Origin of the sequence: Clostridioides sp. ZZV15-6597 (genome assembly GCF_020657815.1) — a bacterium.
Lineage (GTDB): Bacteria > Bacillota > Clostridia > Peptostreptococcales > Peptostreptococcaceae > Clostridioides.
Window position 1 is genome coordinate 32,654 of the sequence record NZ_JAGWCT010000022.1, and the last position, 16,311, is coordinate 48,964.

At 27.4% G+C, this 16,311-nt stretch carries 15 protein-coding genes and 1 other RNA gene; 10 read left to right on the top strand and 6 right to left on the bottom strand.

Annotated elements, in window-relative coordinates; genetic code table 11:
* Positions 1–169 precede the first annotated feature (169 nt).
* The 5 genes from KGF52_RS07340 to KGF52_RS07360 form a co-directional block, all read right to left on the bottom strand.
* Positions 170–1,108 (bottom strand): AEC family transporter, encoded by a 939-nt coding sequence (locus KGF52_RS07340; RefSeq protein WP_227839640.1) that lies wholly within the window; start codon positions 1,106–1,108, stop codon positions 170–172.
* A 3-nt stretch (positions 1,109–1,111) separates the two neighbouring features.
* Positions 1,112–1,486, bottom strand: a complete 375-nt coding sequence (locus KGF52_RS07345; protein WP_227839641.1) for a VOC family protein — start codon at positions 1,484–1,486, stop codon at positions 1,112–1,114.
* A gap of 250 nt (positions 1,487–1,736) precedes the next feature.
* Positions 1,737–2,234, bottom strand: coding sequence for a YbhB/YbcL family Raf kinase inhibitor-like protein (locus KGF52_RS07350; protein WP_227839642.1), 498 nt, complete (start codon positions 2,232–2,234; stop codon positions 1,737–1,739).
* Positions 2,235–2,342: 108 nt separating this feature from the next.
* Entirely contained in the window at positions 2,343–2,705 is a 363-nt protein-coding gene (locus KGF52_RS07355; RefSeq protein WP_227839643.1) for a winged helix-turn-helix transcriptional regulator, read from the bottom strand.
* Positions 2,706–2,722: 17 nt separating this feature from the next.
* The gene (locus KGF52_RS07360) at positions 2,723–3,337 is read right to left on the bottom strand and encodes a DNA alkylation repair protein (protein WP_227839644.1); all 615 of its coding nucleotides are present in this window, start codon (positions 3,335–3,337) and stop codon (positions 2,723–2,725) included.
* Positions 3,338–3,950: 613 nt separating this feature from the next.
* Here KGF52_RS07360 and rnr point away from each other — a divergent pair.
* The 4 genes from rnr to KGF52_RS07380 all read left to right on the top strand — a co-directional run bounded on the left by rnr (position 3,951) and on the right by KGF52_RS07380 (position 9,591).
* Positions 3,951–6,086, top strand: a complete 2,136-nt coding sequence (gene rnr, locus KGF52_RS07365) for a ribonuclease R (protein ID WP_227839645.1) — start codon at positions 3,951–3,953, stop codon at positions 6,084–6,086.
* Positions 6,087–6,858: 772 nt separating this feature from the next.
* On the top strand, positions 6,859–7,731 hold the full coding sequence (locus KGF52_RS07370) for an ABC transporter ATP-binding protein (protein ID WP_227839646.1): 873 nt from the start codon (positions 6,859–6,861) through the stop codon (positions 7,729–7,731).
* A complete protein-coding gene (locus KGF52_RS07375; RefSeq protein WP_227839647.1) occupies positions 7,728–9,017 on the top strand; it encodes an ABC transporter permease in 1,290 nt (429 codons plus the stop codon). The genes KGF52_RS07370 and KGF52_RS07375 overlap by 4 nt, the downstream gene beginning before the upstream one ends.
* The gene (locus KGF52_RS07380; protein ID WP_227839648.1) at positions 8,947–9,591 is read left to right on the top strand and encodes an ABC transporter permease; all 645 of its coding nucleotides are present in this window, start codon (positions 8,947–8,949) and stop codon (positions 9,589–9,591) included. Before KGF52_RS07375 ends, KGF52_RS07380 begins: the two co-directional genes overlap by 71 nt.
* A 495-nt stretch (positions 9,592–10,086) precedes the next feature.
* Here the strand turns inward: KGF52_RS07380 and KGF52_RS07385 are convergent, their stop codons facing one another.
* A complete protein-coding gene (locus tag KGF52_RS07385) occupies positions 10,087–10,914 on the bottom strand; it encodes an AIM24 family protein (RefSeq protein ID WP_227839649.1) in 828 nt (275 codons plus the stop codon).
* Positions 10,915–11,427: 513 nt separating this feature from the next.
* Between KGF52_RS07385 and smpB the strand changes: the two genes are divergently transcribed.
* From smpB to KGF52_RS07415, 6 genes are all read left to right on the top strand, one after another.
* The gene (gene smpB, locus KGF52_RS07390) at positions 11,428–11,883 is read left to right on the top strand and encodes an SsrA-binding protein SmpB (protein ID WP_054275121.1); all 456 of its coding nucleotides are present in this window, start codon (positions 11,428–11,430) and stop codon (positions 11,881–11,883) included.
* Positions 11,884–12,040: 157 nt separating this feature from the next.
* Positions 12,041–12,390, top strand: a transfer-messenger RNA (tmRNA) gene (ssrA, locus tag KGF52_RS07395).
* Positions 12,391–12,498: 108 nt separating this feature from the next.
* Positions 12,499–13,461: a helix-turn-helix transcriptional regulator gene (locus KGF52_RS07400; RefSeq protein ID WP_227839650.1), complete on the top strand. Its 963-nt coding sequence runs from the start codon at positions 12,499–12,501 to the stop codon at positions 13,459–13,461.
* 76 nt (positions 13,462–13,537) lie between these two features.
* The gene (locus KGF52_RS07405; RefSeq protein WP_227830250.1) at positions 13,538–14,173 is read left to right on the top strand and encodes a type 1 glutamine amidotransferase family protein; all 636 of its coding nucleotides are present in this window, start codon (positions 13,538–13,540) and stop codon (positions 14,171–14,173) included.
* 940 nt (positions 14,174–15,113) lie between these two features.
* A complete protein-coding gene (locus tag KGF52_RS07410) occupies positions 15,114–15,527 on the top strand; it encodes a hypothetical protein (RefSeq protein ID WP_227839651.1) in 414 nt (137 codons plus the stop codon).
* A gap of 497 nt (positions 15,528–16,024) precedes the next feature.
* The gene (locus KGF52_RS07415; RefSeq protein WP_255611550.1) at positions 16,025–16,225 is read left to right on the top strand and encodes a helix-turn-helix transcriptional regulator; all 201 of its coding nucleotides are present in this window, start codon (positions 16,025–16,027) and stop codon (positions 16,223–16,225) included.
* Positions 16,226–16,311 lie beyond the last annotated feature (86 nt).

Genomic DNA, 16,311 nt, shown 5'->3' on the forward strand with positions numbered 1-16,311 from the left:
GCTAATTTTGAGACCCCCCTTTTTCTATATTTTTTTGAGTTATGAGTAGTACTTATTTTCTGTATATATTTATTACAATATCAATATATATTTACTATGCTATCAATATATGTTTATTACAATAAAAATATATATTTGTTATTATACCAACTTATACTATAGGATATTACTAAATAAGATTATTCTGTTTTAAGATAAATATTATTATAAATACTGTAATTATGGAAAATGCAGAAGTAAATACTACAATTTGTCCAGCTAACTCACTATCAGAATTCATCTGTTGAGCCATTGTAAATGAAGAAATAGCAGTTGGAGCAGATAACATTATCATAAGTGAGGCTAATTCGACATTTCTAAATCCAAGGAAAATGCTAATTGGTAAAAATATAGCAGGTATAAGAATAAGTTTTCCACACACACCCAGTATAATTGGTCTTATATGACCCTTTATAGCAGAGAAGCTAAAAGACCCTCCTAGAATTATAAGTGATAGAGGAGTAGCAATTTTAGAAATATCACCAATAGTTTTATGTAAAAACTCAGGTATATTAATATTTAAAATGAGCATTATAAATCCTATTACAGAAGCGATTATGAGTGGATTTGTTAAAACACCTTTAATCATGTGTTTTATATTTATTTTACCACCTCTAAAAATTTCAAGTATTACGACTGATAATACATTGAACATAGGAACAATAACTGCAATTAATAAGGATGTAACACCGATATTTTTATCACCAAATAGTGAAATTGTTACAGGTATACCAAATATAACAAAGTTACTGCGAAATATACCTTGTATTAAAGCACCTCTTGTTTTATTATCTTTTTCAATTTTAGGTATAATAAAAACTAAGAGTAAAAAGATTGAAAAAATACTTATAACAGCTACAGCCATAAGTTTGAGGTTGAGAGAACCATTTAAATCTGTATTGTATATATTAAAAAATAATAATAATGGCAGGAAAGATTTGAAACAAACATTATTCATTTTATTTAAGGTATGTTCATCAAATAAACCTAATTTTTTCAGAGCATACCCAAGTGACATTGTGAGAAACAAAGGAAGAACGACATTTATAGATAGAATTAAATTTTCCAAAGTTTATTCTCCATAACTTGACAATTCGATTAAATTTCCATCAGGGTCTCTTAAGTAAATAGACTTCATTTTACCAAAGACTCCTGTGCGTTCTACAATTCCTTGCTCAATTTGAATCCCATTTTGTTCTAAGTTTGTTTTTGTCATGTCAATATTAGTATTTATTTCAAAACACAAATCAGCACTACCTGTTTGTACGTTTTTGCTGTGAGGTGTAAGTTCATGACCTTTTAAATGGACATTTATTTTGAAATCTCCAGAGTAAAGTTCATATCTTTCATTTATTTTCTTTAATGTAAAACCAAGTTTTTTATAAAAACTGATACAGTTTTCTATATTATTAGTAGTAATGACCACATGGTCTATTTTTTTTATCATAATAACTCCTCGAAATTTTATATAGATTTATTAACTATGTTGATATTTTCTTTTAATAAGCTGTAAAATAAGATTTAGTAAAATATAAGAAATAATTTAAAATTCATTGATTTAATAGTTAAACAAAATATAAGAAATAATTTAAATCTATTGAATCAATAATTAATTAAAATAGAAAAATAATTTAATAACAATTAAGCTAATCATTAATTAAGTGAGACAAATTAATGATTAGCTATAGTAAATCTAATTAATTAGAATAACTTCCTTTAAGTGTAAATCTATCTAAAATATGTCCATCCATGGCTTCAAAAAGCTCATTCATATAAAATCCCTTTTCAAGATTAAGAGTAGTATCAAGTGCAAACACATGTATTTCATAAACATGTGGTCTATCTGGAGGAGCCATACCACCATAAACACTAGCTTCTAATCTATCAATATCACCTAATTTACTATGCCAACTAGTAGTTCCTTGAATAAAATCAGTAGCTGTTATGCTTTCATTTTCCTTTAGTTCATCTTTTGTTATATTTGCAGCTAGCCAATGTATCCATGCAAATCCACATACAGGAACTGAATCTTTGTCCTCTAAAAATACAGCAAAGGACACTGTATGCTCTGGAGCATCTTCAAATTTTAGAGGTAATGAATATGTAGGCATACCACCTTTATTAAATTGATTTCCTCTTTTCCCATATTTATCTTCTATAACACCATTTACTATACCTGTACTAGTTACTTTCACAATAATTTACCTCCTAAATATATAATAAATTAATAAAAATTTTCTGTAAGTTTATTATATACTAGTTGTAAATAATGGTAAATTACTTACTTTTTTGTGTGTATTAGTTTATTGTAAAATCCCTTTTTCCTCAAGAATATCTTCCATACCATTCTCTAGCATAAAATTAATTCCTATATCTTGCATTATAGCTAAAGCATCTAACATCTGTTTCCCACGAATAGGTGTAAGTGAATATTCAACTTTAAGTGGATATCCTTCATATGTCTTTTTATCAACCAGCCCAAATTCAATCAATTCTTTAAGTTGTTCGAGCAACATTTTTTGGTTGATTCCATTAATCTCTTTTTCTAGTTTTGATAGAGAAGTTGGACCTATACGTAATCTCCATAATATAATAGACTTCCATTTACCTTTTATCATATCATGTGTTAGTTCTAATGGACATGTATATTTTTCACGAAGCTTCAAGTATAGTCACCTCCAATTTATTTTGCCAAAATACGTTTTGAAGCAAGATTATATACAAGCTCAACTTTTTTATTTGAAACATCCCATGAGTTTAATTCGTTTTTTACTAAATCTGGATGTTTTTTGCTTATGTCTCTGAGAGCATTTCCAACAGATTTTCTTAAGTATTCACTGTCATCATCTTTCAAACTAGAAAGCAATGATATAGCTACAGTGGGGTTGGTTTTAAAATAGTCTCGGATAGTCCAAACTCTAAGACCCTCTGTCACAGCTCTCTTTATATTTGGATTGTCAGAACTTAACCATTCTTTTATCACAGGAAGTGATTTATCATATCCAACTTCACTACAATAATAATCAAATGATTTAGCTAATATTTCTTGTACTCTCCAGTTTTCATCTTTACTCACATTGTTTTTTAAAAATAATAAGGCTTCAGAAATATGTATTGATATAAAGCCTAATATAAACACTGCTAATTCTCTTACTTGATAGTATTCTGATCTATATAAGTAAATTGATAGATAATAACACTTCTTTGAGTCATTATTTTTCACAATTTTTTTAGCAATATTTTCAATTTCTTTAAAACCATTTTCTATGGTAATAATTTTTGCAATTATTTCTTCCAAGTATATCTCCTCCAATAAGTAGATTAGTTTAAATTTAATACATTATTCATAATAAAAAAATTTATTTAATTTAGATAAAATAAAGACTTGTCAAAAAACGTTTGCAAGCCTTTAGTATTAGAATAAATAAAAAACAATAAAAAATCAACCTAATTTAACATATAAATTTACTTTTATTATGAGTTTTATATTATAAAAAGCTATATTTAAAAAATTAATTGAGTTATATAAATTTAACTTAATTTGCGTATACTAATAGAATAAATTATTATATAGTAATACTTAGATGGAATGAATATTTTACCAATTCTATATGATGGTGTATAATTAGGTGATAAAGCAGATGTAATAAGGATATTTTGAGTAAATTACAATTGTGCTTATGATGACTTAAACTATTATTAGAGAATTATCATAACTTTTTTAAAGCTTTATTAAGATAGTTTCAATTAATATAAAAATATATAATAATTGATTTAACTTGAAACAATAATAAAAGAATATAAAAGACGGTGTGCGAAGATATATGAAAGGTAATATAGAAGATATACAAAGGGCAATATAATAGAAAACTAAAAAATAATATAACAAGAAAGTAAAATAGGAGGAAAAAATGATACCAGGACTTAAAGAGAGTTTGTTAGGATTAATAAACGAAAGTGCATATAATCCTCTAAAAAAGGAAGAATTAGCAGAAATTTTTGATATACATTCATCAGAAATGCCAATGTTCTATAATTTTTTAGAAGAATTAGAGGAAGATGGCTATATATGTTTTACTAAGAAAAATAAAATAGTATCACCAAATCAAATGGGATATTTTGTTGGTAAATTTACAGCACATAAAAAAGGCTTTGGATTTGTAGAATCTGATGTTGAATACACACAAGATTTATTTATCTCAAGTGACAATATAAATGGAGCTATGCATAATGATAGAGTTATGGCAGAGATAGTTGTACCTGCAACTGAAGAAAAAAGAGCAGAAGGAAGAATAATAAAAATTATAAAGAGAGAAATAACTAAAATAGTAGGTACTTTTCAATCAAGTAAAACTTTTGGGTTTGTAACACCAGACAATAAAAAATTTACTAAGGATATATATATACCTAAAAGATATTTTAGTGGAGCAGTAGATAATGATAAGGTAGTTTGTGAAATTACAGTATGGCCACAAGAAGATAGAAAACCAGAAGGAAAGATTATAGAAATACTGGGTCAAAAAGGCGAAAGAGGAGTAGAAATAGATTCTATAATAAGAGAACATGGTCTTCCAGAAGAATTTCCTAAGAAGGTATTGCAAGAAGCAGAAGCTGTAGCTGTTGAAATTCCAGAAGAAGAGGTAAAAAGAAGAAGAGATTTAAGAGATTTAAACATATTTACTATAGATGGAGATGACGCAAAAGATTTAGATGATGCTATATCAATAGAGGTATTATCTAATGGAAACTTTAAATTAGGAGTTCATATAGCTGATGTTACACATTATGTAAGAGAAAAAAATAAATTAGATAAAGAAGCTTTAAAAAGGGCTACATCTGTGTACTTAGTAGATAAAGTAATTCCAATGTTGCCAAAGACTCTTTCTAATGGAGTGTGTAGTTTAAATCCATTTGAAGACAAATTAACTCTTTCTATATTTATGGAAATAGACCATAAGGGAAATGTAGTTAAGCATGAAATATGTGAATCTATAATAAATTCAAAAGCTAGAATGACTTATACAGAAGTATCTGATATATTAGAAAAAGATGATGAAAAGCTTAAAAAGACTTTTGAACATGTTGTAGATGATTTTAAGAACTCTGAAACTTTGGCTAGAATTCTTATGTCAAGAAGAGAAAAAAGAGGGGCTATAGACTTTAACTTCCCAGAAGCAAAGATAATTCTAAATGGAAATGGAGAAGTTGCAGATATAAAACCATATGAGAGAAGAATTTCTAATAAAATAATAGAAGAGTTTATGCTTATAAGTAATGAAACAATTGCTGAACATTTTTACTGGATGGGTATACCATTTGTGTATAGAATACATGAAACACCATCTTTAGAAAAAATGGAAGAATTGAGTAAGTTTATATCTACATTTGGATATACAATAAAAGGTGATAAGGAAGAAGTACATCCAAAGGCATTACAAGGGATAATAGAGAAGATAAAAGGCAAAACAGAAGAGGGAGCAATCAGTACCATAATGCTTCGTTCTTTAAAACAGGCTAAATATTCACCAGAATGTAGTGGTCACTTTGGGTTAGCAGCTAAATTCTATTGTCATTTTACGTCACCAATAAGAAGATATCCTGACCTTCAAATTCATAGAATAATAAAAGAGTCTTTAAATAATAAGATAAATGGAAAGAGACAAGAACAACTTACTACTATAGTGGATTATGCATCTGTTCAATCATCTGAAAAAGAAAGAAAAGCAGAATTGGCGGAAAGAGATGTACATGACTTCTATAAGGCTCTTTATATGAAGGATAAAGTTGGTCAAGAGTTTGAAGGTGTTGTATCTAGTGTGACTTCATTTGGAATATTTGTTGAGCTAGGTAATACTATAGAAGGATTGATAAGACTTGCAAATATGAATGACGACTATTATATCTATGATGAAAGTTCTTATAGTGTGTTAGGTGAGAGAACTAAGAAGTCATATAAAATAGGTGACCTTGTTAAGATAAAGGTTGAAGGTGTAAATGTAGATTTTAAAGAAATTGACTTTGAGATAGTTGAAAAGATTGAAGAATAAATAAAATATAAAGAATAAGGTTTACTATTTGAAAATAAGAGTAAACAGGGAAAAATTAATATCCTAAAATAAGAAAATACAGGAATATTTAAAAGTAGAAATGAGAATTTGTAGTGTTTATAGTATGACTAAATGTAGAATCTTTGATAAAAAGTAGATGTTTACAATATTTAGCGAAAAGTATATATTAAAAAAATAGATTTTTTAATAGGAAATAAGTGTATCATTCAGAACTTGAGATACACTTATTTTTTATTTTATATAATTTATATAATTTTGACACTACAACACATGTATTTTACTCAAAAGATAGAACTAATTGATGTAATCTTTGTGTATGTGTGCGTAATAAAATTCTTTGATTCCACATCAGAAATATTACCTTATGCACACTTTAATTTTTAAGAAGTAATGATATTTTTATAAGTAGCTTTTCTTTTCAATACTCTTTGCTATGAGTTGAAATTATAAAAATACTACTTAGGAGGTAAGTAATTAGGGGCATGCAATTCAGTTTACTCTGACTGGTTGTCATTTTGGTGGAGATGATGATAATATCTTTAGACACTTCAATTATTTTTAAATCACTATAGTACAGAAGTCATTAGTATATAAGCACATTTATTTTATTTATTAAGAGAAATTAAAATCTTTAGAAAAAATTTAGAAATTTCTAAATAATATCTTAAGTTTTAGAATCTATTATGGAAATATAATAAAAAATTCATAAAAATAAAATACTATAAAATGATTTGTGGGGGTGTACTTATATATGGAAATGAAAATATCAGTGTCTAATCTCAGCAAGAGGTTTGGTTCAAAAATGGCTCTTGAAAATGTAAACATTGAAATTGATAGTGGAATGTTTGGACTTTTGGGAAGAAATGGAGCAGGAAAAACAACATTTATGCGAATTCTAGCTACTTTGTTATCAAAGACAGATGGTTCAATAGATATATGTGGGATTCCTATAGAAAAAACGAAAGAAATTAGAAATATGGTTGGTTACCTTCCTCAAGATTTTTCAATGTATCCTAATATGACAGTGTATGGAGCAATGGATTATCTAGCTGTTTTATCAAATATACCATCAGGAAAAAGAAGAAAAATTATCAATAAGTTATTAAGCAAAGTAAATCTAACTAATTATCAAAGAGTAAAAGTAAAATCTTTATCTGGAGGTATGAATAGAAGACTTGGAATTGCACAAGCGTTGATTCACAATCCTAAAATTTTAATCGTAGATGAACCAACAGCAGGACTTGACCCAGAAGAACGTATACGATTTAGAAATTTATTATGTGAGATTGCCAATGATAGAATAGTTATATTATCAACACATATTGTAGGGGATATAGAGGCAACATGTGAAAATATAGCTATATTAGATAATGGAAAAGTTATATACAATGGTACAACTGAGGCATTATCAAAACTTGCTGATGGAAAGGTATATAGTGTTGAAGTAGATAAAAAGGACATTGAAAATATAAAAAATAGATTTGTAGTTATAGGTATGTTGACTCAAGGTGGAAAAGCTACACTTAGAATCATATCAAAAGACAAACCTTTTGAAACAGCAGTAGAATGTAATCCGACTATTGAAGATGGCTATATGCTTATGATGGGAGGAGATAAGATATGAATCTATTTATAAAAGAGTGTAAAAACATATTAAAAAGCACAGTTTATTATGTTTTTATTGTAGTATTGGTAGTTTTCTATATTTCACAACTTGGAAGCTCAGTTTCAGAAGACGCAAGCAAAAATATTCCTAATGATGGAAATCCATTGGTTGCACCTCAAAGGGTAGAAAATATTGATGAATACTACCTAAAGAACAACCAATATCCATATGGTCAAAAAGAATCTTTGAAGTCTGATAAAGTGATTCCAAGTGCAACTATAAGTTTGATTAGAGAATATCAAGCAAATTCATATACAACATATCCAATGGGAATTATTAAGTATATAAAATTAAATGAAAGTAAGACCCAAACTATAGAGAAGTATATTGAGGAGATAACTGGTAACAGTATTGACAAAGTAAACTCAATTTGGAAAAGTGGGGAAAATATAGAAGTAAATACTTCTAAATTATCATTTGAAAGATTTCAAGAAATAATGCGAAGTGTAGATGAAATTTTAGGTGGTGGGTCTGCGTATTCTATTGATAAATTAGAAAGATTTGGTATGATTCCAGTTACTTATGAAGAAGCTATGCAAGATTATAGCTATACAATACAAAAAGATAAAGTAACTAATGGCTATGCAAGAATTTTTTGTGACTATATAGGTATAATTTTAAGTATATTTCCAGTATTCGTAGCAGTCTTTATGTCAATGAAAGATAGACGTTCAAGAATGAGCGAAATTGTCTACTCAAAACAAGCATCAACATCTAAAATAATTTTATCAAGATATTTTGCTCTTGTATTTATGATGATGTTGCCAGTTTTAATTTTAGGAATAAAAGAATTGCTTCCTTTAATTTCATTTGCTAAAGATGAAGGTATTTCTATTGATAATTTAGCATTTGTAAAATATACACTGTGGTGGTTGTTACCAACCCTTATGATAGTTACAGCTGTAGGAGTGAGTCTGACTGTATTAACAGACACACCAGTAGCAATTATTGTTCAATTAATTTGGTGGTTTTACAGTATAAACTCTATAGGTCTTGAAGGAGATTATCCATCAATGGGACTAATGATAAGACATAATAATGTACTAAATGGAACTATTATATCAGAAAACTTTAATACTATTATGAGTAATAGACTTTTAATGGGATTAGGAGCTTTAATAATTGTCTTGCTAACTACATTCTTATATGAACAAAAAAGAAGGGGGAATCTTAATGTTGGTTCAAAGTTTTCAAAATTATTTAGTTTTAATAAAAGAAAACTTCAAATTAAGCACTCTAATTAATCTAATATGTTCAATTGGGATGTTATGTTTGATTCCATTTATACAAGGGGTAGCAAATTTAGATAGTGTTTCAGCAGCTATATGTCTTGAAAACTATGTTGTAATAGTGGGAATAATAATGCTAGTTCCTACATTTTACTTAGAGCAATCGAAGGAAATTGATGAGATAGTATCATCAAAATCAGTATCTCAAGTAGTTATACAATTAATAAGAATAATAATGTCAATTATAAGTATGCTTGTATTAATTACTGGATTTGTGCTGGTTTTAAAACATCTTGGAGGCAATTTCCCTATATTTAAATATATTGTGGGGAGTTTTGCATCAGCTATGTTTATAGGAAGTTTAGGTATGTTATTTTCAAACTTATTTAATAATACTATTATAGGATATATGGTATCTATAGGATATTTAATTTTAAATATGATGACTAGAGATAAGTACGTCGGAAATTTCTTTATAATGTCTATGAGTCGAGGTAGCTTTGATGAAAAGTATTGGTTGATATGTGGAAGTATTGTGTTGATAGTTGTGTCTCTTTCGATAAAGCCAATAAAAAGAAAGATTGGCTAGTTAGATTAAAATTGTTTACTGTAGGCAAATTAAATAGAGTAATATAAAAGTTGTTTATTGTAGGTAAACTAAGTATACTAATATAAAAATTGTTGATTGTAGTAAAACTAAATAGATTAATAATAGGCATTTTTAGGTTAATAATTAGAACTATAATAAAAGTTTTTAGATTTATAATATATGCTATCAATAATTTTATGCAATATGGATTTATTGATAATTGAATGATTTAACGCAGATAAGATTTGAATTAGTGCATTAGGTAAAATAAATATATCTTTAAATATGAATTTATATTTATAAAAGAGGCTATTATTAGATTTGAGGCTGTAAGTAGATTTATGTAGAAACAAATTTACCTACAGCCTTTTTATATTTATACTGATATCTTTATATTATAAAATATATCTCTTTACTAAATTTTATCTAAAGCTATCAAAAGTATATTTTATATTAACTTTATATGAATGGGTTTATAAAATTTTCATAAAATTTCTATTTTTGCTTAGAAACCTTATTATTCATATTATCATTAGTAGGCATGGCTCCAAAGCTTAGTTTTTCGTACATTACTTGAGTAGGAGCTAACCAAACTGTACCATTTCCAGTAAATGTATTTAAGAAACCTTCACCATTTAAAGCAGAACCAATTAAAGATTTATCTGACTTTGTAACAGAAAAATTAACTCCAGATGTTCTTGCTATTGCAAAGTTACCATCTACTTTTAATTCTTCTCCATTACTCAATTCATACTCTATAATTTCACTTTGAGGTACAACACATTCTAGAACAACTACACCAGTACCACTTAACTCTATTTGGAAGAAACCTTCACCACCAAGTAAAGCAGAAGAGAAGTTCTTTTGTGTAAAGGCCTTTACTTCTATAGTATCAGAGCAACAATAGAATAGACCTTTATCGACGATTATAGAATCATTGTCAAGGCTCATAAATAAATAGTGTCTAAAAGAAGGCTCTAAGTAAACTTCGCCAGTACCTTTATATGTAGGTTTCATCATTGACTCATTAGTAAGTGCTCCTGATATTCCTTTTTTGAAAAGACCTCCAACACCACCAATTTTAGTTTCAGAAGATATCTTTCCTTTATAATAGTACAATGCACCAGCTTCTGTTTTTATTGATGAATTATTTAATTTTATCTTAATTTGTCTAGCTTTCAAGCCAGCTTCTCTAGCAAAATATAATCCCATTGCCATCATTGGACTAGAAGCTCCTTCAAGTTTTTCAAATTCTAATACTTCAAATTCACTTCTACCATCTGATGTATTTTCTAAAATTTTTACTTTTTTGCTTAAATCCATACAAATTTCTCCCTACTATATTAAAATTTATCTCTAAAATATTATAAGATATAACTATATATTACATTTTTTTTGGGAAATTGGCTACTTTATCATCAAAGTTTTACATAGATATTAAGAAATTTTAAGAATACTTATAATTGAAGTATATTGTTTGAGTATGTATTTTGAGTAGTATTTATAATTTGTGGGTATTATATTTTATGAGAGTGTTAAAAGCTAAAAGCGAAAAATAGGTATTGGAGTATTAAAATTTTTGTTTTGAGTTTGATAGATTATTTTTAGTAATTGATTTTGACTTTGCACTAAATATAGTTGATGCAATTTCCTACAATATATTGTTACATCATTTATCATATCTTGTCCAATTAGTTTAATGTATGAGTTGTCATATTGACTAAAGCTCTTGAATATGTTATCATACAGGGTAGTCAAAAGATTTATAGATATGAAATATTTAGCAAATTCTTAGTGTGTATTAAAGAAATTTCTAGCAAAGAAGGTGAGATTTATATGGCTGGTAAAAAAATATTAGCAACAAACAAAAGAGCAAGACATGAATATTTTATAGAGGAAACATATGAATGTGGAATTGAATTAAAAGGAACAGAAGTAAAGTCGATAAGACAAGGTAAAGTCAACCTAAGTGATGGATTTGCATCTGTAGATAACAGTGAAGTATTTTTAAAACAAGTTCATATAAGTCCATATGAGCAAGGAAATATATTTAATGTTGACCCTCTGAGAGTGAGAAAATTATTGCTTCACAAGCATGAGATAAGAAAGCTTATTGGAGCAACTACTATAAAGGGGTATTCACTTATACCACTTAGTTTATATTTAAAAAATGGTAAAGTTAAAGTAGAGATTGCTTTAGCGAAAGGTAAGAAGTTATATGATAAGCGTCAAGATATGGCTAAGAAAGATGCCCAAAGACGTATAGAAAGAGAAATGACAGGGAAATATTAAACTAGTTAAAATTGTATTTTTTAGAATAAAATTCTTTATTATCTAGAACATAACATTGATTTTTATTCTTAAAAGTATTATATTATATATACATTAAAAATTTAATAAAAATGGTGATAAAGTTTGCGAAGAGTCTAATGGACTATAAACTACTCAAGGGGGCGTAAAGGTTTCGACGTGGGTTTGGAACTTGAGGCTGCGTGTCGTGTTACTCTGGGTCACGTAAAAACTGGGGAACTTTAAAATAAACGCAGACGATAATTTCGCGATAGCAGCCTAGTTGCTGCTCGTCCCTCTTAGCCCTCCTGCCGGCTAAGACTGGACGTCATTATGCAGGGAACTACTTTGAGGGTGTCTCGACTTAGGGTAGATTAATTGGGACTGGCTAAGCATAGAGCCTGCCACTTGGCGTTATGTGAGGCGAGATACTAATAAAGTTGGCTACACATGTAGATGCAGCGAGGAAAAGATTTGCGGACAGGGGTTCGACTCCCCTCGTCTCCACCATTAAAATCCACGAAAAATATTAGCAATTTGCTAATATTTTTTTTGTGAAAATTAATCTAATAACCTATATAATTAATTTATAAAACATATATGAAGGAGTAAAACTATATGGCTAAAATTGACAATATGATGTCTATATTATGGATATTAAACTCAGATAAAAAAGTTACTGCAAAACAAATATCTGAAAAATTAGAAATAAATATAAGAACTGTCTACAGATACATTGATGCATTATCTGCTAGTGGAGTACCTATAATTTCAGATACAGGTCATAATGGTGGATATACACTTTTGAATAATTTCATTAAAGCACCTCTTTTTTTCGATACAGAGGAGCAAACTGCTCTACTTCATGCAGCTATATTTGCTAAAGAAGAGGGATGTTTCTTAGATGACACATTAGATAAGGCAACATCAAAGTTAAAAATGTATTCAAATCAAAAACAAGAGGAAATTTTAACAAAACATTTAATAGGTTTTGAAGTAATAAAACCCACTGGAAAAATATCCATAGAATCTGTACTTAAAAAGTTAAAAAATAGTATAGCAAATGAATTATCTGTAGAAATTAACTACCGTACAGCTCGTGAAGAAAAATCAAAATGTAGGATTATAAATCCATATGGAATTGTTCGTTGGAATAATAATTGGTACATAGTAGCATTTTGTCAAATGAGAAATGAGATTCGTAGTTTTAGGATAGATAGAATTAGTAATGTTATAGAAACATCAAATACTTTTAATAGACCAAAGGAATTTTCAGCAAGTGAATTTTTTATAAGAGGGATTATGGATGAAACAAAAGATGAGGATAATCTTATACCATTAGTTATAGAAGGAAGTATAAATGCATTAGATAACTTATGTCAGCATTGGCTTCTAGGATATTATTTGAAAGAAAGAACTTCAAATAAAGCAATATTTAAACTTCGAGAAAAGATAATATATACATATATACCAAATATACTTATACCTTATAGAAAATCGATACAAATAGTTGAACCATTAAGTCTTAGGGATAAAATAGTTGAAAATTTACTCGAATTAATTAATCATTATCAAATTTAATAACTTAACTGACAGAGTATGTCAGTTAAGTTATTTTACAATTAGGTATATTAATTAATCATATAAGGAGCAAAAGATGAAAAATAGAAAAGTATATATGTATGTGTTTGATACTATGTCAGATTGGGAAGTTGGATATTTAACTGCGGAATTAAATACAGGAAGATATTTTAAAAAAGGATTAAAACCACTAAAAGTAATTACAGTAGGAGTTGATAAAAATCCTATTATAACAATGGGTGGGTTAAAAGTTTTACCTGAGATTACAGTTGATGAGTTTAATATGGAAAGTAATGATTTATTAATTTTGCCAGGGGGAGATACTTGGATATCTATAGCTCATGAGATAATATTAGAAAAAGCTAAAGAGGCTTTGGGACAAGGGGCTATAGTTGCAGCTATTTGTGGTGCTACTTTAGGGCTAGCTAAAACAGGTTTACTAGATTCTAGAGATCATACAAGTAATGATTTAGAATTTCTAAAAATGGTGATACCAAGTTATACTGGAGAAAAATATTATAAAATGGAATCTGCAGTTAATGATGAAAATTTAATTACTGCTTCGGGAATCGCACCATTGGAATTTACGATACAAGTTTTAAAAGTTTTAGATGTTTTTAAAGAAGAAGCATTAAGTTCTTGGTTAAACCTTTATAAAACTCATGACTCTAAATATTTTTTCGAACTAATGAATTGTAATAAAGAAATTTAAGGTTTATTTTTAAATGTAATGTAGTACAATGTAGTTTTAGATAAAATAAAAAGAAACTGAAATCTAGTGGGTAGAGTAGTGGTTTCTAGTATAGATTGCTTTTTAGTGAATTTAATTTTAAATTCAAATTCTAAATCACACTACGACCAATAGATAAGTGGTTTTTTATTTTATCATATATGTAATTGGTACTTATACCAATACAAATAGAAACGATAGCTCCTATAATAAGATTTATAATTAGTTCGATATAGAGTACACCCTCTTCCTACTTACTTACTGTAGGAACTAAGACTATATGAAACCATCACTCATAGATTGTAGTTTCTTTTGTTGTGTTATATCATAGAATAGTAAAGTGATGTATATTTTTAATAAAAACTTAGAGTTGTATATGAAATGAATTAATCAAGGGTATTATTCCTGCGATTCGTCTCCACCAATTTATAAAAATGAATAATGAAATACTTGGAAATACTAGTCAATATTGACTAGTATTTTTTATTTTGGTGATGAAATCCACCAACCATACTCCAACCACAGAAAAAGAGGTTTTTTTGAGGGTATATTGGGGTGCATTTAGGTTGTATAATTATACATTTCAATATTACATGTTCATTAGGATAATAGTTAGTAAATGATATGATTGAGAGAATAGATATAATAAACTAATCTAGTATTGTATTGTAATATTTATTAAAAAATATATTTTATATATTATAAGAATTTTTTTAGAGAGAAAGTTCTATAAAAGTGAATAAAGAAGTAGTTTTATAATATTATTTGTAACTATTTGATGGTTATTATGAAATCTTTTATAAACTATATTTATAAATATATTACTAAATATTTACAATATTCTATTGCAATTTATTTGAAAAGGTTATATATTTATAACATCAAGTGTTATAAATATATAACTTTTAAGGAGTGATTTTATATGTCTAGATCAGAGATTGGTGTTAAAGCAAATCTTGTTTCAGAGTTACTTATGATATCCTATTTTTTTATAGACTTATTATTAAAAAAGTTTATTTTTAAAGGGGAAGATATTTGGATTACTTTTATAATTTTATTCGCTTTTTGGGCATGTGACTTCATGTATAATAAAAAATATAATGATTTAGTTGATGAGGCATCAAAACTTATGTTATTAAAGGTTAATCAAATTGCATCAAAAATAATGTTATATTCTGTTTTTGTAATAGCTGTTTTCTTTTCAGCAAATCATACAAGAGCTTTGGATATATCAAATTTGGATATAGGTGTAATTCTCTTAGCAGTTTTATTTATACAATCTTTATCTAAATTAATTTTGTATATATATTTTGATAAAAGGGGAATATGCAACTAAGTGATAATATTGAAGAAAACAAAAATTAAAGAGTATAGAGAATATATAATTTTTAAGGAGTGATTTTATATGTATAAATCAGAAACTGGTGTAAGATCAAAGCTAATCTTAGAATTACTTTTAATGACTTATTTTTTATAGCTGTATTAGCGACTAAGTATATTTTTAAAGGTCCAAGTACTGCATCTCTTCCAGGACTGAGTTGGTTAATAGTTTTTGGATGTTATTCAATTTATACTAAAAAATATAATGATTTAGTTGATGAATCATCTAAATTTATACTATCAAAGGTTAATCAAATTGCAATAAAAATAATGATATATTCTATAGTAATAATAGCTATTTTCTTTGCAACGCCTTATACAAGGAATATAAATATATCAAACTTGGATACTGGTATAATTCTTATTGCAGTTTTATTTATACAATCTTTATCTAAATTAGTGTTGTATATATACTTTGATAAAAGGGGGATATGTAACTAAGTGGCAATATTGATGAAAACAAAAATTAAAGAATATAGAGAAAAACTCCTTATGACGCAAAATGAACTTGCTAAATCAGTTGAGGTAAGACGTGAGACTATTGTACACTTAGAAAATGGAAAATATAATCCTTCTTTAAAGTTAGCGATGGATATTGCTAAAGTATTCGATACCACAGTAGAAAATTTGTTTGAATTTATTGAAGAAGACTAGTGAATAGTCTATAAATATTTATAAGATGGTTAATGAAATATAGTTATTTAATTATTAAATTTGTTAAAAATATTTATATGTAATAT